The following is a 21,568-nucleotide window of genomic DNA, read 5'->3' on the forward strand; positions in this document are numbered from 1 at the left end:
ATCTCCAATATCTGTTTATGAAGTTCAGGTAAGGGTCGGATTACTCAACGATGCCCATTACATCTTCCTCGCGCATCACGAGGACTTCTTCGCCATCCACCTTGACGGTCTGGCCGGAATACTTGCCGAAGATCACCTTGTCGCCAACCTTCAGTTCCAGCGGACGGCGTTCGCCGTTTTCCAGGATCTTGCCGTTGCCCACTGCGAGCACTTGGCCCATGTCCGGCTTCTCGGCGGCTGCGCCCGGCAGAACGATGCCGGACGCGGTCTTTTCTTCAGCCTCGAGGCGCTTGATAACAACACGGTCGTGCAGAGGACGGATTGCCATTGATCTCTCCTATTACATTGGCTGTTGAGAGTTGAACATCAGGTATGTGTAGGTTGCGGTCGAAGGCTTAGCACTCGACCATTGCGAGTGCTAATGATAGGGATGCGAGTGGTGATTTTCAAGAGCCTGTACCAGCAATTTTCTGCAGGCTCTCATGTGAAGATCAGATCAGTTACGCATAGACTTGCGCAGCAACATCCAACGCGGCGTACGGAATCGGATGATCATCCGGTACAAGTACACATAGGTAATCATGAAAATAAGGACGAAACACATCAATACTACTGTATTGTCCCAAAACAACATAGCAGGCACTACGGACACAGAAGATAGCGCCCAGAGGTAGGGAGAGGTTAGGCTATTACGCATGGTCATGTGATCAACATCCTTACTCCCTACCATCCAGCGTACCAGGCGCATATAAATTAACTGATGTAGGTGCAGAGCATCAGGATAACCGACCCGGCGCCCTTGCAGGAACTTACGACGATAAATCGAGAACAAGGTCTCAAACACCGGATATATCACGCATAGCAGCGGAAACCATGGCGATACCTGCGGATGACGTGCCACCAGCAACACTGACATTTCGGCGATCATGAAGCCTACCAAGTAGGCACCACCATCGCCCGCAAAGATCAATCCTCGCGGGAAATTCCAAAACAAGAAGCCCGCAATCGCCCCCACCATGGCAAAACAAACACCCATCAACGCAACATCCTGCATCTTGAACGCTACATACGCGATTGCCAGAAGAATGAAAATAGACACTACACCAGACAAGCCATTGTAGCCATCGATGATGTTGACCGCATGCGCCACACCACCAACCGCTACCATAGTCAACACAAGGGACAGCATCCAGAACCGTGACAACAAGGCGTCCACGAAAGGAAGGTCCAAATGCCACACACCAGCCCCCAGCATGAAATAGCCCAAAATTGCTGCAACGAAAGTAGCCAGCAGCCTTGGCAACGGCCCCACTTTCTTTGTCACATCCTCAAGCATCCCCGCAGCAAAAGCCGGCAACGCCACCACCAATAGCAACAGCGACAAAACATCCTTCTGTAGCCAAGCCAACAAACCGCACCCAGCAACCAAACCGGCAGCAATCGGTACCCCACCGATACGCGGCACCGGGCGAGCGTGGAACTTCTGCACCCCCCCAAGATCATGGTCTGCCGAAAAGCTCTCGTGCAAATGTGCGAAGTGGATCAGGCACATACCGACGAGTAAAGATAAAAATGTAGCCAACAATAGAATCTGTAACATTAAGCTTCTCTTCAATATTTGATGATGCCGATATTTTAGTACCGTCCGACGGCAACAAAACTTGACTTGTCATTGTAAACCTCATGCAATTTTCAAGCCACTGCTTTCATGTAACCATATCTAAGCATTATCGCTTTTGATGCATCATACATAATACCGGACTCATCATGACTATTCTCGTAACCGGAAAAATAGGCGTCATTGACGGCGATTTCGTGCTCAACTGGCTCGCGAGTAGCGGCAAAACCGTAGTCAACCTAAGAGCTAACAAAAATCGACAGAACAAGTTGATGCCAAGCCTTGTCAGACGGGCATGAGACGTCAACTTGTCACCCAGAAGCTGTGGAAATCCTTACAGCCGCAGTTTCCCCTGCCACCTCGTCCCCGTGGCAGGGGTCGCCCCCGCTTGGATGATCGGGCCGCTCTGAACGGCATCCTATTTGTCCTCACCACGAGTATCCCATCGGAGGACCTGCCGCAAGAGTTGGGCTTCGGCAGCGGCATGACCTGCTGGCGACTACTACGAAATTGGCAGCTCAAAGGTCTCTGGGATCAGCTTCATCGTAAGCGTCATCCCGAGGCCATATTGACGCTTACAGCTTTACTTCGGAGAGCCGCTGGTTGACCTCGTCCAGATTGAAGGCAGCAGGATCGAAGCTGCCACCACACCATTCGAGCATCGCCTCATGCTCCTCATGCGTCGGGTCGTCGATGGCTTCCAAAAACTCGTAATAGCCCGGCACGCCTCCGTCATCTTCCGGCGAGCACGCATTGCTACCATCCAGGCAGATTGGGTCGACGTCGACGTCCCCACCACTCAGTTGATGGGGACTACTCTGGACACGTTCTTGCCGCTCGTCTATACGGCCTCAGAATGACGCTTACGCTTCATCTTGCATTGCTCGCGCAGCTTGGACAATGCGACCAGATTGATTGGAGTCGTGCCAGCGTCGACGGGGCGGGCGAGTGTCGCCAGCCCCCGGGGAGCCAGCAAACGGGCCCCAACCCCACCGACCGGGGCAAGCTCGGTAGCAAACGACACATCGTCGTAGATCGTCGTGGCCTGCCATTGGCAGTGAGCCAATCGACATGACTCGATGGTGCTTGAGGCATTGATCAATGCCATCCCGGCCATCCCCGGCTTACCGGGCCAGCCGCGGAAACGGACGGACCGGCTACACGCCGACAAAGGCTACGACTACCACCGTTGTCGCGACTATCTTCGACGACGAGGCATCTAGGCCCGAATTGCCCGCCGAGGCGTGGAAAGCAGCGAGAAGCTTGGGCGGCATCGCTGGGTGGTTTAGCGAACGTATGCGTGGCTAGCGAGGTTCGACAAGTTGCGTATTCGCTTTGAACGTCGGTTGGATACGCATTACGCATTGTTGAAGCTAGCTTGTTCCCTGATTTGCTTACGGTTTATCGCGAAATTTTGTTAGCGGCTCTAAGTCCACAATAATCATGGATATTCAAGCTTAGTAAACGCTGATTCACCGCATGGTCAAGAAACTGCTTATGTCGAACCAAAACCACAATCAAGTCCGCAACATCCAAAGCGCTATCCAAATCAATAAGCACATATTCACTATGCTCTCTAATATTAGGCTCAACCACAATTACATCATGGCCAGCTCTTAGGATAGCATCCACCACCTGCACTGCCGGCGATTCGCGCAAATCATCAATATCAGGCTTGAATGCCAAACCAAGGCAGGCGACACGAGGAGCGCGGCCGAGCTTGACATGAGCATCCGCGATTTCAGCCTTTATTCTATCTACAACCCAATCCGTCTTGGAGTTGTTAACCTCACGCGCCGAGCGAATGAGCCTCGCATTCTCAGGATCACGAGCGACGATAAACCAAGGATCAACCGCAATACAATGCCCCCCCACGCCAACGCCTGGCTGCAAAATATTTACGCGCGGGTGACGATTTGCCAGCGAAATCAATTTCCACACATCAATATTCTCTTTTGCACAAATCAATGAGAGCTCATTGGCAAAAGCAATATTTACATCACGAAAGCTATTCTCGGTCAGCTTGCACATCTCAGCCGTTTTCGAATTTGTCTCCAATACCTCGCCGGAGACAAAGCTACGGTAGAAAGTAGCTACCGCACTCGTCGCCTCGGGAGTCAAACCGCCAACGATTCGGTCATTCTCCACCAGTTCGACCATAATTTTACCTGGCAACACACGCTCAGGGCAGTAGGCGATGTGGATTTTACCTACATCGACGCCCGACTCAGCCAAAACCTCAGCCATCTTCTCAGTCGTGCCAACCGGAGAGGTCGACTCCAGGATGACCAGATCACCCTCTTTTACAAATGGAGCAATGCTTCTGGTAGCCGCCAACACATGGTCAATATTCGGCTGAGGAATGCCCCCCCCCTCATGGAAAGGAGTAGGCACACAGATCATGTATACATCGCCAGATTGTGGTGTTACAAAAGCCTTTAACATTCCCGTGGCAACAGCAGAGCGCACATAGCCATCCAGGTCAGGCTCAACAATATGAACATTGCCTTGATTAATCGTATCAACTGCATGCTGATTCAAATCAACACCAACAACTTTATAACCATTGCTCGCCAATAATGCTGCAGTAGGCAAGCCAATATATCCCAAGCCGACTACGCAAACCGTTTTATTCATCATCACTTACACCCTCTTTAAAGCAGAAATAATCCGTTCACATGCGCTGCCATCACCATAAGGATTATGCGCTTTGGACATCATTTCATAATGATTGGAATCATCCAGCAAAATTGAAACATGCTCAATGATCTTGGCCCGATCAGCCCCCACCAACTTCACCGTTCCAGCCGCGACCGCTTCAGGTCTTTCGGTAACATCTCGCATAACGAGAACTGGCTTCCCTAAGCTTGGAGCCTCCTCTTGAATGCCGCCACTATCAGTCAATACAATGTAGCTGTGCTTAAGAAGCATGACAAAGGGCTCGTAATCGAGCGGCGGAATCAGGTGAACATTATTCAGATTATTAAGAATCGCATTCACTGGCTCTTGAACTTGTGGGTTCAAATGCACAGGATAAACGAAATTCACATCTGGATATTTATTAGCCAAATCTTTAAGAGCTTCACAAATCTGCAGGAAGCCCGAGCCAAAGTTTTCTCGCCTATGCCCTGTGATGAGAATATAACATTGCTCCTTCCAGTTAAAGGGAAGGTGAACAGATAATACATCACATAACGCTTTATATTTTACTGGATCGCTATCAATTCTATGGAGCACCCAGAAAAGAGCATCGATTACCGTATTGCCTGTAACTAGAATATCCTTTTCCAGCACATTCTCATTAAGCAAGTTATCCTTGCTTTGCTCAGTAGGCGCGAAGTGAAGTTGAGATATCTTTGAAACTACCTGCCGGTTAAACTCCTCAGGAAATGGAGCGTGCACATCAAAGGTTCTCAAACCCGCTTCGACATGTCCCAAAGGAATCCCAAGATAAAACGCAGCCATACCGGCAGCAAGAGAAGTTGTCGTATCCCCATGCACAAGCAGCATATCAGGCTTGTGCTCCTTCAAAACACTGCGCATATGCAAAAGCACAGATGAGGTCACATCAAACAGATCTTGCCCTGGCTTCATCAAATTCAAGTCAATATCCGCATCAATATTGAATACTGACAAAACCTGATCTAGCATTTGCCGATGTTGCGCGGTAAGGCATACGACTGTTTCGAAATTTTCTTCGCAGCTTTTCAAAGCATGATAAAGAGGAGCCATTTTAATCGCCTCTGGCCTCGTGCCAAAAGCTAGCATAATTTTCTTACGCGTACTCATCTTAGACATTCACCTTCTTTAAAATATCAAGCATTTTCAATGCCAGATTACGTCTATTATATTTCAGCGCACCTTCTAAACACCTACTACGAAATCCTTGGTATGCCTCAGTATCAGACTTCATCACCAGCAAAGCATCAGCCAAAGCTTCATCATCATCAGATTCAAAAGTTATGCCCACCTCCTCGCCTCGCACAATTTCTGCCGACTCTCCAGGCACCCCATGCAGAACAGGAATCCCCATGCCCATGCATTCAAACAACTTAGACGGAATCACGCTATTAAACAAATCTGTCTTTTTTAGATGAATAATAGATACATCTAATAGTGACCAATAACGCGATACCTGCTCTTTAGAGACGCTATCTAAAAACAATACATTATCTAAATTTCTAGACTTGGCATCCATGACCAAGTCCTTTTTTCTAGCGCCATCGCCAAGGAAAAGGAATTTCACATCCCTTCCCTCTGGAAGCGATTTCAGCCTCTCCGCGGCGTTCAGCAGCGTCTCTAGTCCATGAGCCATGCCATGTGTACCGATATAGCCAGCAACAAAACACCCCTGCAAGCCAAGACTATCGACCAACTCTGAATCTTTCTCTCGCGGAGAGTAATTGGAAAGATCTACACCATTGGTTACAACATCAATCTTATCAGAATTGATACCCCGTCTAATCAGGCTATCTTTAAAGGCATGCGTTACCACAACTATTTTTTTACAGTCGCGATATAAGAACAACTCTAGCTTCTCCAATTGACGTATCAGGAATGAGTCGCCCATAGCGCCTACAGCCTTAATCGACTCAGGCCAAATATCCCTCAACTCAAAAATCCATGGCACACGTTTAAATCGAGATGTAATAGCAGCAGCACACACAGTAAAAAACTGTGGCGACGTGCCAATAATCAAATCAACATTTTTCACAAACAAAGCAGCAATAGAGGCACTTACCATAAAGCTGATATAATCAAAAATACGCTTCAGGAGACCTTCATTTTTTGCAATATATGTCCACACTCGAACAACGCGGATTCCGTCGACAAGCTCCGTAGACCACAAGGAATTCTTATAACCAGGAAAGACCTCACCTTTCGGGAAATTTGGAGCGCAAGTAATAATAGTTACCTGAGCGCCATTTCTAACCCACTCGCGGCAATGTTCAAATGTTCTACTTGCGGGAGCATTTACTTCCGGCGGAAAATTATCAGTTAAAAATAAAATATGCACAGCGCTATATCCGATATTACATTATCGAGAAACGATTTCTCTCTGCTTTGGCAAAATCAGCCAAAACCTCAACCGAGGCCCGAGACAAAGCCTTGGGATGCGCAATAACAACAAAATGCCCATCAGGTGTTGATTTTAAAAACTTTCTCCAAGCCGACTTAAGCTGACGGCATCTATAAGAATCCAGAGAGACTACACCAAAATCACCCTCTGCAATAGATTTCAGCTGACGCTTGCGACCACCACCAATAGCCCTTCCATCCCCGAACATTCGATACTTTTCTGTTTTCAGCAGACGGTGCCATAACATCCCTAAATAGAAAAATCTCGAATAAGCAGTAGATGCTATAGGTATTTCTGTAAAAATTCCATCCATTTCAATCATCATGGGATCAGAATTAAAATTCCATATTGTAGAACTCGGCATTCCTCGAAAATCGAATTGATGAGATTTTGTAGACATATAGCCATCTTTATACAGCGAACTATCGATCGCTATACCTAGCTCAGCGAATGTCGAGCGGAACACTTCAAATGGTTGTACGCACCAGCCACCCGCGCGGAAAGCTTTGATTGGCTTTTCACAATGCAGGGACAGCTCATTGAAATATCGCCGAATAATCTCATCGGCTTCTTGCTGAGAAAAGCTAGATAAGCGGTATCGACTTGTATCAAAAACCCACTTGCCGCCTTCATAAACAGCGTCCTCCCAATGCGAGTGAATATGCAGAGCAATCGTATGGCCCTTGCGATCCAATTCTCTAATTTGGGAGATCACCTGTTCGTATGACACCGCCAGTTCAGGGTATATGCTCATATTGCGCTTAAAAGCACAGAGCATTCCGGCATCTACGAAAAAAGTAAAGTTCACATCACAATCACTACCAACCTTCATCAGCTCTCTAGTCGGTTGCAATATGCATGCCTCTATTGATCCAGAGTCTGGTCCAAAGAATAACTCATAGTCAAATGTGATATATATCTTTGCTTTACTCACTAGATTGCATCCTAATCTGGTCTATTGCATCCTTGTATTCCCAGCCCTTCAAACGGAAGTAGACGCGAACCATAAAATTAAATAACCAATATTTAAATGGCGAAAACACAACTCTAAATGCATATCCTTTGACTAATTGAGCACCAAATCTTACTTTGAATCGCTGAATGCCTTCATACTTGCCACCTTGTTCTACCTTGAGGCGGGCACCAACAAAGTCATAATATTTTACACCTCGATCCCGCAGTTGGCGCATCACTTCGTACTGCAGCAAATTTAATGAGCCACCATACGGCTGAGGTATTGAACCACCATAAAGATAATAGCCACAGTCTGAATCATATGGGACTAAAGCAACCCCCTGAAGCTGCTCTTGATGGTAAGCAGCCATCATGAGCGTATTTTCAGGCAAAGCACTCCTTAAAGCACTGACAAACTGTAAAGATGGGTAATATGGAAGCTTCTGTCTCAGCAATGTCTGCTTCACGCAGTCCTGAACGAGCGCCTCATCCTCGATAACTCTAACCTCAACGCCATCGCGCATAGATTTTACAATGACATTTCTATGTTTTGAATGATAGGACTTTATTAAATCCTCATCTTCCAAATCAATCTTTGTAATGTAGCTACCCCAATCACATACTACACCACCGGTTGGCGCCACAGGAAATACAGCATTTGACTGAGGTTTAGAAATGAAGTCACAAATGTTTTCGCCCTTGCATACCTGGACAACTTCGTCCATAAATGCACTGAGAATATCATGCGTTATATCGTTAGTTTCGTAGCCATATGGCGCAGTTGTAAAAATCAAGCGCCTAAAAATGAGAATTTTATCAATATAAAATGGCAAAACAACACCATGGCCGCAAAACCAACCATACTCGTCAGAACATGCCTTCAAATAGCCTTCGCTTGCAAACACATGCGACTCAAAATCCCCATTGACTTTATTGACATCTTTAATGATCTTAACTTTTAAAGTCATTTATTCCTCTAACGAATCCAAGAAGACATCTATATCAAACCCATTAGCAGCGTTACGCGCCAAAATATTGATATCTTTATTCCACCACTTACTTTTCAGTAGCTTTTCAATTGTATCCTCATCGAATCGATACTTGATGATTCGTGCAGGCACACCACCCACAACAGCATATGGAGGAACATTTTTAGTCACGACGCTGCCAGCTGCAACTACCGCGCCATGGCCTATTTCAACACCTGAAACGATGACTGCATTTGCCGCGATAAAAACATCATGACCAATTCTCGTATATCCTTTATCGGCAAATTCATCATAAAAATCACTCCCAACCAAGCCACGATAACGTTGATAAAAAAGTGGGCTTGTGGAGAAGAAAAGTAGTGGATGCGGACCAAGCCCTATTTTCACGCCATGTGATATGGAGCAAAACTTACCAATGCTCTCCGTATTAGGATCGATCCGGCTATCCTCATTAATAAATGTATGATCTCCGATACTTACGTTCCGGTAAATCTTTACATTCTTTCTTACAATGACACCGCGTCCAAGTTTTACGCCTGGCAGTATAAAATTCGTCTCAATATTACAGCTCGGGTATTTAAGTTTTTTAATCAAAAAAAACCATAAGAAATACAAATTATGAATGAATGCTTTTATTAACATCGCAATGCCCTATCTGATCGATCAAATCTGTCGCCCCCCCAATTAAGACAAACTTATCAGGTACACGACTCGAGTAGTAGTGCATTACATTATCTGGAAATGCATCAAATATATATGTCTTACCAAGATAATGAACAGCATCAAAATGACAGGAGGAATATATTGAAACATGGGCCACTGCGTTCATGATGAGCGCTTCCGTACTACAATTTTTCTTAGCTAGTATCTCGATATTATCAAATTGATTGGCGGCATCATTTACGCCTGCTAAATAGACTTCCGACTCAGTTGGGTGTGGTATATAAAATAAACGAGCGTTTCCTCCCCGCTCACCATACTCTCGTATGAAATCGCACACCTCTTTTTTTAGAATTCCTTGCCCAGTAAAAATGATATAAGGCTTGGAAAAACTTACTGTCTCTTTCTCTGCCAACTGGTATTTAACACGTCCACCGATTCGAATCTGCTCTGGTTTAAAAAAACCGGCATCCAACAGTTCAGTACGCCAAAATTCATCGTAAACACTTACATAATCCGGAACTGGTATATCTCCATGCCTACATGCATAGTTATAACCACGATGCACTGAACCTATAACACCATGTTGGATCTCAGTCACCAGCACTTTCTTCATCTTTAATGCCGCACAGCTTTCAGAATTACTATATGCGGATACTACAAAAGCTTCACTAATCCTCAAAGGCGCAAAAATCATTCTATACAAGATTACGCCTGCAGCAAACTTTGCGTGAAGCATAATGACTTCATTCACACTACACTTGACCGCTACCTTCTCCAATTCACTACTTAACACTTTAGCGGCAGCAATAATCCCGGGATTATTTTTAATGAAAATGAAGAGGAAACGTCCTAAAACAAAGCGAAGGGGGCTTATGACAAAGCTGTACAAGACCGCATCATGCTCCTTCAAATAACTACGCGCTGACCAAAATTTAGCCAAATGATCTGCGCTTAGAAAATAAATAAGCCTACTTTGCGGGACGCCTTCTGCCAAAGAAATATCATTAGGTAGGTATGAGTCGACAACCACACCATTTTGCTCAAGCAGTCCCGATCCAGCACCAATAAACAAAGGCTTAGAAGTATAAGATATGCACGCCTTAAAATAATTCCATATTGATAACAATATCAATACAGGCAACTTCCAAGAACGCATGGCTGAATAATCATGCCGTTTAAAAGCAAGGCTTGATAACGATTTTTCAAATACAATATTTTTTATAGATACCCAACTTGAAGTTCCCATTGTAGAAAATTTCGTTGCTATCTCGCCTTCAGCCTCTAACGTTTTCAAAACTCGAAGGCAGGCGTTTCCATTATTTTCCATTTCGCAGCCAAACCCCTCGGAATTTCATATTAAAGCCAACCACCCGAATCAAGACCACAGCAAAATAAAAAAACATACTGATTGCGTATGAGTAACCTGCACCAATGAGGCCGTATTGCTTTACTAATACATAGCAGAGGAGCAAACTGAGAATCGATGTAAAGAAAGTTGTAATACCAATAGATTTAACTTTTTCTTCGTAAAAATCAAAATTGACAATCAGAAAATATAAAGACTGAAAGAAAAATCCTATCAACATATAAGGATAAAGTAGCTTTGCATCCTCAAAATGATGATTGGACAGCAACCAGAATACAAAATCTCTACAAAACCACAACATGGCCAAAGATGTTAGCAACAAGAAAAACAATCCCATCATAACTTTTCTTATCATACTTCGACTTTTCTCAATTCCTTCTCCAAGCCACTTGAACAATGAAACTGACCATGCTTGATTAATAGAGGTTCCAACTAGTAACATAATTGATCCTACTTGATAGCCAACAGCATAAACACCAGCCGCACCTTGACCTAACATATATGCAATTAGATAACGACTTGATACTGCCAGGCTGACGCCACCTAAAGCATGAGGAATTAATGGTAAACCAAATTCGAAAATGTCTACAATTCTTTCTCGCATTAAAAAAGGAGAAAGCAACTGATCTCTCCTCATCAGGCAAATCCCATAAAAACTAAATATGAGAAAGGCAAAACTGCTTGCAATCAAACGTCCTTTATAGCCCATGGAAAAAAAAGACACGAAAATTAATGACAAGCCTAAATCGAGAAATAATGTCCCAATTGAGAAGACTCCAAACATTCTTACCTTATGCTGCGTCTGCAGGAGCCCTGCCAAATAAGTATTTATAGCTCTTGCTAATACAAAAACCGGCAAGAGCAAGATAAACTCACCACCGAAGCTATTATAAAATAGTTCAGCTGCACTGAAACAAAGCAAGAAAAAAAACAATATACAACAACACAATACTGTCAAAAATAGTGCCGCAGTATTAACCTCAGCAATATAACCTTTGCTAGTTTTATAAAATCGTGCACCTACTAGTCCTGGCGAGTTGAATAGTACCAAAGGAACCAACACCAACACAGAAGCATCATACAACGAAAGAATGCCATAATCTGAAGGAGTTAAAGCGTGCGTTAAAAGCGGCAATAGCAAGAAAGGAGACACCACTCTAATTATATTGACTAAAATGAAAGCAGAAAAAATTGAGAAAATTTTTCTCACGCCCTTACCCTTTACCTTCTACAAATCTATCTTATTATAAATTTTGCGTATAGCTTCCCCATAGCCTGCGCAAGCCGAATAAATAATCGTTTATATATTTTGTATCGATTCAGTATGTTTCAGCACTTTGTTATCAACACAGTAGAGCATTTTAGTCACACGCATATAGCATTTCTTTTAACATCTGATTTGCTGCCGGTTCAATTTATCGCCTGTGATCTACGCCAATCACGCAGTGGCTTGGTACAGTTATTAACCAATAGTATTACAAATGTAAAATATATAATAGTCGGGATTCCAAAAAGGTTACCAATCATAGAGTTTAAAAGCCAAGGAAATATCACCAACGCGAGGAAGTTGACCAAAACAATTGCTTTAATATCACTCCCGTTGCAAATGGCCTTTTTTGCACTCCGTAGCATAAAGGCCGTTATAAGCCCAGAAATAATTGCAAACACCCAGGAAAAACTCTCCCCAAAAAAATAGACAGCCTCCCCAAAGTTTGTTACTGTAAGATTAAAAGCACCAGACAATGCCTCCTCTGGTTTTGGATAAGTTAAATACCCTATATATCTAGTCAAATTTACTTTAAGAAAGTTAAACGAGTCAACGGGCTCACCAATTAAAAAAGATGCCGCTTTATTACCTAAAGCATACAGCAAGGTATATATTGCATCCGGCCCGCCATCTCTAAAATTATTCCATACACCAACTGTTCCTGACACGGCAACAACTGTACCACGTTGTATTAAATAATTTAGGGCGTCTAAAGTATCTAACCCCATAAAATAGGTTGCCGAAAATAACATAAAAGCAATTGAAAGAGCTAAAACAAAAAAAATCTTTGTCACCCCTAACCTCGGAGCGGCTAAAATTAATCCAGGAGTCGAAATCAGAAAACAAGTAAATTTAAACCCAGTCAAAAAGCCACAAATGAAGCCGAGAAAAAAACAAAGAGCAAACCATAATCCTATCTTTTTACTCCTTGATTTCACCCACATTTGCGCTGAAATTGCGACACATGATGCAGGGAAAAATAATGAAAAAAGAATATAAAAAAAACCTAACCCTCCTAAAGTTGATCTAAACTCTCCACGACCAGTCTCACCCGTCAGCATATTGCCGACGCCATAAACAAACATCATGCCAATACAAAATATCAAAATGCATATGCAACGCTTTATTATTTTTCTTGCCAACCACTCCGGGTATATGGAAAATACAGTTAATTTTGCCTTGTTATTTAAATTAAACAACAAAACTATTGCAAAAAATATGAGCAGGTAAATAGAATATGGCCATATAGCACTATTTGCATCTCCATATATAATGCGCTCGCCACTCGATTCAAAATAGAAGAGGCCAACATAAGGAGCTATTAAATAAATTATAAGTAGCGCATAAGCAATTTCCATAAGCAGCCTCCCTAACGTTACGAACTACTTTTATTATTCAGACCAAAAATATGAGCAAGTTTTTCTTCCGCCAAATCCCAATCTTCTTGAGTGTCAATATCTATAGACATTTCTTCTGGGCTCAGAATCGCCCTCGATTTAGATAGAATAAATGAACGACTATCTCGTAAAGCATCAGGCGTTATAATATAAATTGAACCATCAAGCATGTATGCGGGTGGTAGGTCTTGTGAGGCTTTTCCCATTAAATCCATTCCCATGCACGGATCTAAAATACCATCAACCTGATAAAAACACCATGCCGGATTAACTAATGCTGGCACGACTGATAGTACTGATTGTGCTCGCGTTGAGAATAACATTTCTATTGCATTTTTTAGTAGCTCAACAGTTCTAAATGGAGATGTGGGCTGCAAAAGCATCAAGGCATCAACATTTGTAATGTTACTTTCATACCAGTTCAATGCATGCAGTGCAACATCTACTGATGTTGCCGAATCGGTAGCCATTGAGGCTGGGCGCAACCATGGAACTAAGGCACCATTTTTTTTTGCCTCCTCTGCTATACTAGAATCATCTGTTGAAACCAATACATCACAAAATAATTCACTCGACAAGGCAATATCTAATGTCCAATTAATCAGATGCTTACCACCTAATAATTTCATATTTTTCCCTGGCAATCGCTTTGAACCACCACGAGCAGGTACTAATGCAAGAACTTTCGCTTTAGACACTCTGTTCCCCATAATCATTTTAATCAACGGTAAAAAAGAAACCGATCAGTTGGCTTATGATCAGAAATAAATTTCTCTCTCAATGCCTGGTATTTATCCTGATTAAAAGCAGTAAATCCAATTAAAAATGGATAGGTAGCAGCTGAAAATCCACTCTTAAAGAAAAGCAATGGATTATTCTTTTCCGAATCCGTCCCCCCACCAAGATATAAGAATGAGCAACCCTGCTCTTGGCCTAAATGTGCAGCTGCATCTAAAAGCAGATTTGTTGCACCTAAATTTCTACCTGCGGGTGTAGTAGCAGACAAGTGGTATTCCATAACATTACCATCCTTCAAAAAAATGCCTGCAGATAGCCAATCATCATCACAATGACAAATCAAGAGTGTTGCGCATTTCCAAGTGGAGAACCCTGAAAAGTATAAATCATTAAATAAATAGAATTTATCTGCAGCAATAGCCCTCATACCATCACGGTAAAAATGAGGGAAAATCTCTCTCAACTCTCTTTCACTTCCAACTCGCACGTTTAAACCATTATTTATTGCTTTTCGAACAGCTGTTCTACAACGTGTACTATAAATTGAGCGAATATTAGGACCAGTCAGATCAATTGCGACAGTTAGCCTATCTACAACTATCGTCCCTCCATAACTGGAAGAAACGCCACCAAGAGGATGAAAACGGACAAACTCAGCCAACCATCCCTGACGTGCACAGAATTCTACATATAAATCCCAGACCATATTTAGAAAAACAGGATCATCGCAATTACTAATTGGCCCCCCATAACCATATGGTGATTGGAGGTCGATCACCTCACCCGCCATGGCTGCAGAACAATGCACACTATGCATCCAGAAGACATCCCCCTGCCGAAAGCCGATATAGGTCGCTAGCAATCGGGTATCCCGCAATGCATCTAAAAGAACATAATAAGGCGATAACGTTGCAATTCTTTTATGTGCCGGCAGAGAGTCGAACCATTGGCAAGCTTCATCAAAGGAAAGCAGCTTCATCATTGGGCAATACTCGTTTGAGCCACATCGAAATCTTCTGGCCTTCCGATATCCAGCCAATATTCGCGGATCGGGAACATCGAGACATTGCGCTGATCTGCAATGATCTGTTTAATCAAATCAGGCATGTCTACGCGCATGGATGGTAATACACGTGCAATTGCTTGCGGCGTAACAACATAGATACCAGCATTGACAAAAAAGCGATGCTTTGGCTTCTCGACAATGGATGTGACCGTCACATCGTTGCCTTCCACAACGCCAAACGGGATTTGCACATCGTACTCGCGTACGCAGAGCGTCAAATCCGCCGCATGCTTTTCATGAAAATCGAGCAAGGCATTAAAATCGAGGCGGGTCAAAATATCGCCATTCATCATGATGATTGGCAAATCATCCGTCCCAGGCAACAAACCCAATGCGCCGCCTGTCCCCAAAGGCTGATCCTCTTCGATATAAACTATCGTTACACCCCATTTAGAGCCATCGCCAAAATAGTTCTTGATAGTTTCCGGCAGATAATGAACGGAAATATAAAACCGGTGGAAGCCCGCAGCGATGAAGCCTTCCAATATGGTTTGCAACATCGGTTTGCCACCCACCAGCAACATCGGTTTCGGGCAGTTGTCAGTCAATGGCCGTAAGCGTTTTCCGAAACCACCAGCCATCAAAAATACCCAATTGTCGCGGCGCGGGCGCTGCAGAACCTCCTGGTAGGTTTCCAGGCCAACCACTCGATCATCGTGATCCAGCAAAGGGATATGCAACAGGGAATGCTGTTCCATCAGGTGACGCAATTGTTCGCGGCTAGCGCTGGCGAGCGCGACCCGGGGCTCGCGGTGCATGATGTCCGCAACGGCGGCGGTCATGAAATTGACATGGCGAAGCAACGCCCTGCGCACGTCTCCATCCGTCAGGGTGCCAAGTAGGCGTCGCTGCTCATCAACAACCAGCACCAATCGCAAGCCACTGTCATCCAGCACTCTCAACGCTGATTCAGCAGGCGTATCAGGAGACAGCAGTACCTTTTCCCAATCATGCGCCATGATTACTCCAATCCGGCGTCCAGTTTTTCGTCGGCGCGATAATCCCTGGTGGCTGGTTTACCGATGAAATCCCAGAAACGATACGGCGACACGCCATCGCCTGGCCGTTTGCATGTCAGGTTGCTCTCCGTCCAAATCTCGCCTCTCTTCACCGCGGTAGCCGCGACCAGGCTTCTCCGCGCGATCGTTCTATTGCCGATCTCGTCAGCGCTTGGACGCTTGCAGCCGTCGCCGATCGCAACCGTTACCTGGCGGATGCCTTCCACCATGGCTTTGAGTTCATGCGGCTCAAGAGAAGCCATGTGATCCGGACCCGGCAAATTGCGGTCCAGGGTGAAGTGCTTTTCAATCAGAGTCGCTCCTCGCGCGACCGCGGCGATGGGAATCGCATAGCCAGGCGTATGATCCGACAAGCCGACAGGAAGTCCGAAAGCGGCGCCGAGCGTATCCATCGCTTTAAGATTCACTTGAGCAAACGGAGCCGGATATTCCGTCGTGCACTGCAGGATCGTGACCTTTTCCCTCAGGACAGCTTGGCCCGCATCGCTCGCGAAGGCATTGCGGAATGCAGTCTCGGACGGCGTTTCGCTCAGTCCGAGGAAACCGAAGGCCAGCACGCCCAAAGCCATTTCAGCCTCGCCCAGCGTGCTCATACCGGTAGAGACGATGACGGGCAAGCCGTAGCCCGCGATTTTCAGCAGGAACGGCGCATTGGTCAGTTCTCCGGACGGCACCTTCAATTGCGGCACGCCCAGTTCGCGAACCAGCAATTCGGCGCTTTGCACGTCGAATGGGGTAGACAGGAACAAAATGCCGCGCTTTTCACAATGCTGCAGCAATTGGATATGATCCTCAGCCGACAATTCGAGCTTGCGAACCATATCTAGCTGGCTTTCGCTGGTACCGGTCGTCGTCTTTTGATACTCGGCTTTCGGAGCATCCATGCTGATCACGGCGCCGGATTTGAAAGTCTGGAATTTCACCGCGTCGGCGCCAGCTTCCTTGGCCGCATCGATCAACTCAAGGGCCACTTTCAAAGAACCATTATGGTTCACGCCTGCTTCAGCAATAATAAATACGTGGTTCAATTCAATTCCTCAGCAATAAATTCGCCGATCATGCTCGCCACCTTGCGCATATCTGCCGGTGCATAACGCTGATCAAGCGGTATAGATAAAATACGGGCGGACAACAATGTATCCGCCTCTGGCGCGTCAGACTCCAGGTCCCAATGCACCGGACAGAAAACTCGCCTATCTCTCAAAGCTGCGCGCAACTTCTGCCTATTTGTCGCGGATACAACAACTGGGTAGGCCAATGGTATCTCATCGACAGCCAATTCTCTGAACAATGGAGCAACGCCGCGCAGCCCCGCCAAGCCTTGCGCCAACGCAAACCAGTTCTCTCTGCGCGCCGCCATGGCGACGTCGATATCCGCCTCGCCCAGCAGACTGGCAGCCAGCCAAGAAGCCTGCCGCGGCACCACGTCATCCAGCCGGCTTTCGGACTCATCTATCCATTGCAGATAGCGCTCTTCGCCTATGCCGCGCGCCCTCAACTGCTTTGCCGCCATTCTCTGGCTGATGAACGCTTCGTCGCTTGCAGCCAGGTCTAGACCATCCAGGGCATAAACAGAGGCCAAGGTCGCGCCGTCAGGCGTGGGCCACCATTTGCGCAGACTGCTGATCGCGAAATCCGCCAAACGCCCGACGCCTGCGGTATAGGGAGACTGCACACAGTCTTCCAGCACGGCGAAATCGCGGGTGGCATGTGCGGATAACCAGTCTAAGGCGGCGCGATTGCGCAAGCCGAAGTAATGGACCAGCAGCACGAGATCGCCCGCCTGCGGGGTCGGCGGCGGCGAGAAAATCTGCTCGGAGGGACGATGACCGTAATAGGCAAGCGCATGCCCCGCCTGCCGAACCGCCTGCGCGACGCTGTGGCAAACGTAGTGCGGCAGCCAAACAGTGAAATCGCGACCGGCCCGGCCGGCCCAGCACTGGAGCGCCAGCTTCAACGCCGAGCGGCCCGTATCGCAGCGCAAGACATGCGGCTTCCCGAAATCCGGCCATGCCGCGCCTGCGCGCGCCTGGCCAAACATTTCGGGACGAATTTCCATCTCGCCACCTATGCTGCGCTCACAAGTCATGGAAGCTCTTTTTCAAGTTTGCCGGCAATGGAACGCTCGACAAAATCTGCTTCATGCGCGCGGACGCGCCGCATTCGCCATACAAGGAAACCGTTTGCGGCAACGCGCCGGCGAAGTCCTCGGACAGAGCGCGCTGGATAGCGGCGTAAATCTGCTGCTCGTCGTCCGGGCAATCGATGATCGAGGCTGCCTTCAATCTGCCATCCTGGCGCGGCCCGATGTTCACGGTAGCCACCTTGGCTGCCGGTGCCTCGACGATTCCGCTCGAGGAATTGCCGATCACCACATTGGCAAGCCGCATGGCGCTCAAATAGCGCAACTGCCCCATGGAGACGAAACAACGCGCGCGCTCCGCATTGCTGCGGCACCACTCTTCCGCCATCGCCGCCAATTCGCGTCCGCCCGCATCCGCGTTAGGCTTGGTCATGATGACCGTCGCCTGCGGAAAACGATCCAGCGAGGCCAGCACCTTGCGGAAAGACACTTCCGGCGACTCGTCGCCCAGCGTCGCCGGATGATAAGTCACCATGAACAGCGGCTGGCGCAATGGCATGCCCATTTCCGCCTCAAGCTGCTCGCGGCTCATCAGGGGCAAGTTGCTGATGGAGTCCAGCCCGGGATCGCCCGTATTGAAAACGCGCTCCGGCGACTCACCCAACTGGATCACTCGCTGGCGATACTCTTCCGTCGCCACGAAATGCCACCAGGACGCCTTGCTGATCGCATGGCGAATCCAGTCGTCCACCGCGCCCTCGGTCACCTCACCGCCAGAAATATGCGCGACGGGAATGCCCATCAGCGCCGCGGCCTGAGCTGCAGCCAGAATTTCATAGCGATCGCCGAGCAAGACGACGATATCTGGCCGCAGTCGCTGAAATGCGTCTGCACATCCGATCATGCCCAGTCCCATGGACTTCGCCATGCCGACGGCCGAGTCGCTCGCCAACTGGCTTTCCACGATCGCATCCACCGCGAAGCCATCGGCGTAAATCTCATTGATCGTTCTGCCGTATTCAAACGCCAAGTGCATGCCTGTCGCCAGAATTTGCAGCTCAAGGTTCTCATCGGCCTGAACGGCTTTCGCCAACCAGCGCTGCAAACCATATTCCGCGCGGCTGCCCGTTACAATGCAAATCTTGCGCAGGCTCAATGGACGCTCCCCGTCACGCTACTGGGCAGATTGACCACGCGGTCCGCTAGCCATTCTGCATTGAGCAATTCGCCATGCAGGCAATGCTGGTACAGCGGGAGCCGGCTCATCAATTCCCAGATTGGGCGGGTCATCACGCCGTTCTCGTTGGTGGCCTGCAGCAAAGCGTCTCGTTGCGCGCGATCAACGCAGATCACGGCGTTCAGCCAATAGTTGGAGCGGCAGTCGTCGGGCTCGGCCACAAACTGCAAGGAACTACCAGCCAACAGTTCCTGGTACGACTTCGCCAAGGCGCGCTTGGCCTGGACGAAAGTCTCCAGCTGTTCAAGCTGCGCGCAACCAAGCGCCGCGTTCAGGTTAGGCAGACGGTAGTTGTAGCCCACCTCGTCATGGATAAACTCGTATGGGTGGGGAATCTTCGCCGTCGTCGTCAGATGCTTGGCGCGCTTGCCCAGTTCCGCATTGGTGAGGATCATGCCGCCTCCACCGGTGGTGATAATCTTGTTGCCGTTGAAGCTCAAGGTGCCGACAACACCTAGCGTCCCGGTATGGCGTCCCTTGTAGAAGCTGCCCAGGGACTCCGCCGCGTCTTCGATCAAAGGGATATGCCAACGCTGGCACACCTCACTTAAGCCATCCAGATCCGCCGGGTGGCCAAAGGTATGCATGGGCACGCAAGCGCGGATTGCGCGCTGGTCCGCGCGATGGCGGCACACCAGATCGTCTGCGACAAACGCGTTCTCTTGCAGCCATTGCTCCAGCGCGACGGGCGACAAGCCCAGCGTGCGACGATCCACATCGATGAACACCGGCGAGGCGCCGCAATAACTGATCGCATTGCAGGTGGCGATGAAGCTCAAGGGCTGTGTAATCACAAGATCGTTCGGCTGCACACCCACCAACTTCAGAGCCATGTGAAGCGCCGCCGTTCCGTTGACCGCAGCCACCGCTTTCGGGCTGCCGGTGTAGCTCGCCATTTCGTTCTCGAAACGATCGACAAAAGCGCCTACGCTGGAGACGAAGGTCGAGTCTATCGTTTCTTCCACATAGCGCTTCTCATTTCCCGAGAAAATCGGCGCATGCAGGGGAATAAATTCATCGGTGCGGTACTGTTCTCGTACAAATCCAATCAGAGCGTCGAAATTCATAATGATCACACATTGTAAATATCAGACTTGTACTTGGCGAGATTCACCGGATTGGTGAACCATTCTATGGTCTTAGCCAGACCGCTGCGAATGTCATGCTGAGGCATGAAACCCGTCAATTGATTGATCTTTCTGTTATCGCACCAGAGCCGGAACACTTCAGATTTCTCAGGACGGATACGCTGCTCGTCGGTCAAGAACTCAACGTCGCTATTCATCAATTCACGAATCAAATTTAAGGTATCACCAACTGAGATTTCGTAATTAGATCCAATATTGATGGTTTCGCCAATCGCCTGTTCACAATTCGCCAACGCCAAGAAGCCCCTGCAGGTATCTTCAACGTAATTAAAATCGCGAGTTGGGGTCACATCACCCAGCTTTATCTGCTTTTTGCCGTTCGCAATCTGACTAATGATGGTCGGGATCACTGCGCGAGCCGATTGGCGAGGGCCATAAGTGTTAAACGGCCGCGCAATGGTCAAGGGCAGATCGAATGCGTTATAGAAGCTCATTGCCATCGCATCGGCCCCGATTTTCGACGCGCTGTAAGGCGATTGGGGTTGCAGCGGGTGCTTCTCATCGATAGGCACGTATTGCGCAGTTCCATACACCTCACTAGTAGAGGTATGGATAACCCTGCTGACGCCATTATCAAGCGCGGCTTGGCATATGTTCAGCGTACCCTTTACATTGGTATCGACATAGCTATCAGGAGCAACATAAGAGTAAGGAATGGCAATCAGCGCGGCTAGATGATATACAGTATCGATGCCCTTAGTAATATGCTTGCAATAGTGGGGATCGCGGACATCGCCATTCAATACTTCAATTTCCGGGAGGCAATCCACATCCTCCAACCAGCCCCAGTAATTGAACGAGTTGTACTGCGATAACGCTTTGACCTTATAACCCTGCTTTACGAGCATTTCGGTCAGATGGGAACCAATAAAACCGTCGGCACCGGTAACGAGAACTGTTTTCATCAAACACCACGCAGGTAGATATTTTTATACAAATAAAT

The 21,568-nt window shown here is 47.3% G+C and carries 21 protein-coding genes and 1 pseudogene; 2 read left to right on the top strand and 20 right to left on the bottom strand.

Annotated elements, in window-relative coordinates:
- Nucleotides 1–40: 40 nt before the first annotated feature.
- Nucleotides 41–328, bottom strand: a complete 288-nt coding sequence (groES, locus tag CV_RS19900) for a co-chaperone GroES (RefSeq protein ID WP_011137562.1) — start codon at nucleotides 326–328, stop codon at nucleotides 41–43.
- A gap of 168 nt (nucleotides 329–496) precedes the next feature.
- Nucleotides 497–1,600, bottom strand: coding sequence for an MraY family glycosyltransferase (locus tag CV_RS19905; RefSeq protein ID WP_011137563.1), 1,104 nt, complete (start codon nucleotides 1,598–1,600; stop codon nucleotides 497–499).
- Nucleotides 1,601–1,913: 313 nt separating this feature from the next.
- Here CV_RS19905 and CV_RS23110 point away from each other — a divergent pair, with 313 nt between their 5' ends.
- Nucleotides 1,914–2,225 (top strand): transposase, encoded by a 312-nt coding sequence (locus CV_RS23110; protein ID WP_080509078.1) that lies wholly within the window; start codon nucleotides 1,914–1,916, stop codon nucleotides 2,223–2,225.
- Here CV_RS23110 and CV_RS23115 read toward each other — a convergent pair.
- Nucleotides 2,194–2,463 (bottom strand): plasmid pRiA4b ORF-3 family protein, encoded by a 270-nt coding sequence (locus CV_RS23115; protein WP_115610272.1) that lies wholly within the window; start codon nucleotides 2,461–2,463, stop codon nucleotides 2,194–2,196. The genes CV_RS23110 and CV_RS23115 overlap by 32 nt on opposite strands.
- Nucleotides 2,464–2,486: 23 nt before the next feature.
- On the opposite strand from CV_RS23115, the pseudogene CV_RS24185 reads away from it, so the two are divergent.
- Nucleotides 2,487–3,039 (top strand): annotated as a pseudogene (locus tag CV_RS24185) (IS5 family transposase); the annotation flags it as partial.
- Here CV_RS24185 and wecC read toward each other — a convergent pair.
- The 17 genes from wecC to CV_RS19950 form a co-directional block, all read right to left on the bottom strand.
- Nucleotides 3,020–4,258 (bottom strand): UDP-N-acetyl-D-mannosamine dehydrogenase, encoded by a 1,239-nt coding sequence (gene wecC, locus CV_RS23120; protein ID WP_218567073.1) that lies wholly within the window; start codon nucleotides 4,256–4,258, stop codon nucleotides 3,020–3,022. The pseudogene CV_RS24185 and the gene wecC sit on opposite strands and share 20 nt — an antisense overlap.
- Nucleotides 4,259–4,261: 3 nt before the next feature.
- Nucleotides 4,262–5,416, bottom strand: coding sequence for a non-hydrolyzing UDP-N-acetylglucosamine 2-epimerase (gene wecB / locus CV_RS19915; RefSeq protein WP_310733968.1), 1,155 nt, complete (start codon nucleotides 5,414–5,416; stop codon nucleotides 4,262–4,264).
- Nucleotides 5,409–6,635: a glycosyltransferase family 4 protein gene (locus CV_RS22420; protein ID WP_011137568.1), complete on the bottom strand. Its 1,227-nt coding sequence runs from the start codon at nucleotides 6,633–6,635 to the stop codon at nucleotides 5,409–5,411. The genes wecB and CV_RS22420 overlap by 8 nt, the downstream gene beginning before the upstream one ends.
- Nucleotides 6,636–6,651: 16 nt before the next feature.
- Nucleotides 6,652–7,632, bottom strand: a complete 981-nt coding sequence (locus CV_RS23700; protein WP_011137569.1) for a hypothetical protein — start codon at nucleotides 7,630–7,632, stop codon at nucleotides 6,652–6,654.
- Nucleotides 7,625–8,620: a lipid II:glycine glycyltransferase FemX gene (locus CV_RS23125; protein ID WP_011137570.1), complete on the bottom strand. Its 996-nt coding sequence runs from the start codon at nucleotides 8,618–8,620 to the stop codon at nucleotides 7,625–7,627. The genes CV_RS23700 and CV_RS23125 overlap by 8 nt, the downstream gene beginning before the upstream one ends.
- Nucleotides 8,621–9,283: a CatB-related O-acetyltransferase gene (locus CV_RS23130; protein WP_080509079.1), complete on the bottom strand. Its 663-nt coding sequence runs from the start codon at nucleotides 9,281–9,283 to the stop codon at nucleotides 8,621–8,623.
- On the bottom strand, nucleotides 9,258–10,631 hold the full coding sequence (locus CV_RS23705) for a hypothetical protein (protein ID WP_011137572.1): 1,374 nt from the start codon (nucleotides 10,629–10,631) through the stop codon (nucleotides 9,258–9,260). Before CV_RS23705 ends, CV_RS23130 begins: the two co-directional genes overlap by 26 nt.
- The gene (locus tag CV_RS23135) at nucleotides 10,621–11,880 is read right to left on the bottom strand and encodes a lipopolysaccharide biosynthesis protein (RefSeq protein WP_011137573.1); all 1,260 of its coding nucleotides are present in this window, start codon (nucleotides 11,878–11,880) and stop codon (nucleotides 10,621–10,623) included. Before CV_RS23135 ends, CV_RS23705 begins: the two co-directional genes overlap by 11 nt.
- Nucleotides 11,881–12,080: 200 nt before the next feature.
- The gene (locus CV_RS23710; protein WP_011137574.1) at nucleotides 12,081–13,295 is read right to left on the bottom strand and encodes a hypothetical protein; all 1,215 of its coding nucleotides are present in this window, start codon (nucleotides 13,293–13,295) and stop codon (nucleotides 12,081–12,083) included.
- A 17-nt stretch (nucleotides 13,296–13,312) separates the two neighbouring features.
- Entirely contained in the window at nucleotides 13,313–14,032 is a 720-nt protein-coding gene (locus tag CV_RS23140) for an acylneuraminate cytidylyltransferase family protein (protein ID WP_011137575.1), read from the bottom strand.
- Between the two features lie 23 nt (nucleotides 14,033–14,055).
- A complete protein-coding gene (locus tag CV_RS23715) occupies nucleotides 14,056–15,054 on the bottom strand; it encodes a GNAT family N-acetyltransferase (protein ID WP_011137576.1) in 999 nt (332 codons plus the stop codon).
- The gene (locus tag CV_RS19925; RefSeq protein WP_011137577.1) at nucleotides 15,051–16,097 is read right to left on the bottom strand and encodes a nucleotidyltransferase family protein; all 1,047 of its coding nucleotides are present in this window, start codon (nucleotides 16,095–16,097) and stop codon (nucleotides 15,051–15,053) included. Before CV_RS19925 ends, CV_RS23715 begins: the two co-directional genes overlap by 4 nt.
- A 2-nt stretch (nucleotides 16,098–16,099) precedes the next feature.
- Nucleotides 16,100–17,185 (bottom strand): N-acetylneuraminate synthase, encoded by a 1,086-nt coding sequence (gene neuB / locus CV_RS19930; RefSeq protein WP_011137578.1) that lies wholly within the window; start codon nucleotides 17,183–17,185, stop codon nucleotides 16,100–16,102.
- The gene (locus CV_RS19935; protein WP_011137579.1) at nucleotides 17,182–18,216 is read right to left on the bottom strand and encodes a DegT/DnrJ/EryC1/StrS family aminotransferase; all 1,035 of its coding nucleotides are present in this window, start codon (nucleotides 18,214–18,216) and stop codon (nucleotides 17,182–17,184) included. The genes neuB and CV_RS19935 overlap by 4 nt, the downstream gene beginning before the upstream one ends.
- A gap of 19 nt (nucleotides 18,217–18,235) precedes the next feature.
- On the bottom strand, nucleotides 18,236–19,396 hold the full coding sequence (gene neuC / locus CV_RS19940; protein ID WP_011137580.1) for a UDP-N-acetylglucosamine 2-epimerase: 1,161 nt from the start codon (nucleotides 19,394–19,396) through the stop codon (nucleotides 18,236–18,238).
- Nucleotides 19,393–20,544 (bottom strand): LegC family aminotransferase, encoded by a 1,152-nt coding sequence (locus CV_RS19945; protein ID WP_011137581.1) that lies wholly within the window; start codon nucleotides 20,542–20,544, stop codon nucleotides 19,393–19,395. Before CV_RS19945 ends, neuC begins: the two co-directional genes overlap by 4 nt.
- 5 nt (nucleotides 20,545–20,549) lie before the next feature.
- A complete protein-coding gene (locus CV_RS19950) occupies nucleotides 20,550–21,530 on the bottom strand; it encodes an NAD-dependent 4,6-dehydratase LegB (protein ID WP_043596812.1) in 981 nt (326 codons plus the stop codon).
- Nucleotides 21,531–21,568: the final 38 nt, after the last annotated feature.

It is taken from the genome of Chromobacterium violaceum ATCC 12472, assembly GCF_000007705.1.
Lineage (GTDB): Bacteria > Pseudomonadota > Gammaproteobacteria > Burkholderiales > Chromobacteriaceae > Chromobacterium > Chromobacterium violaceum.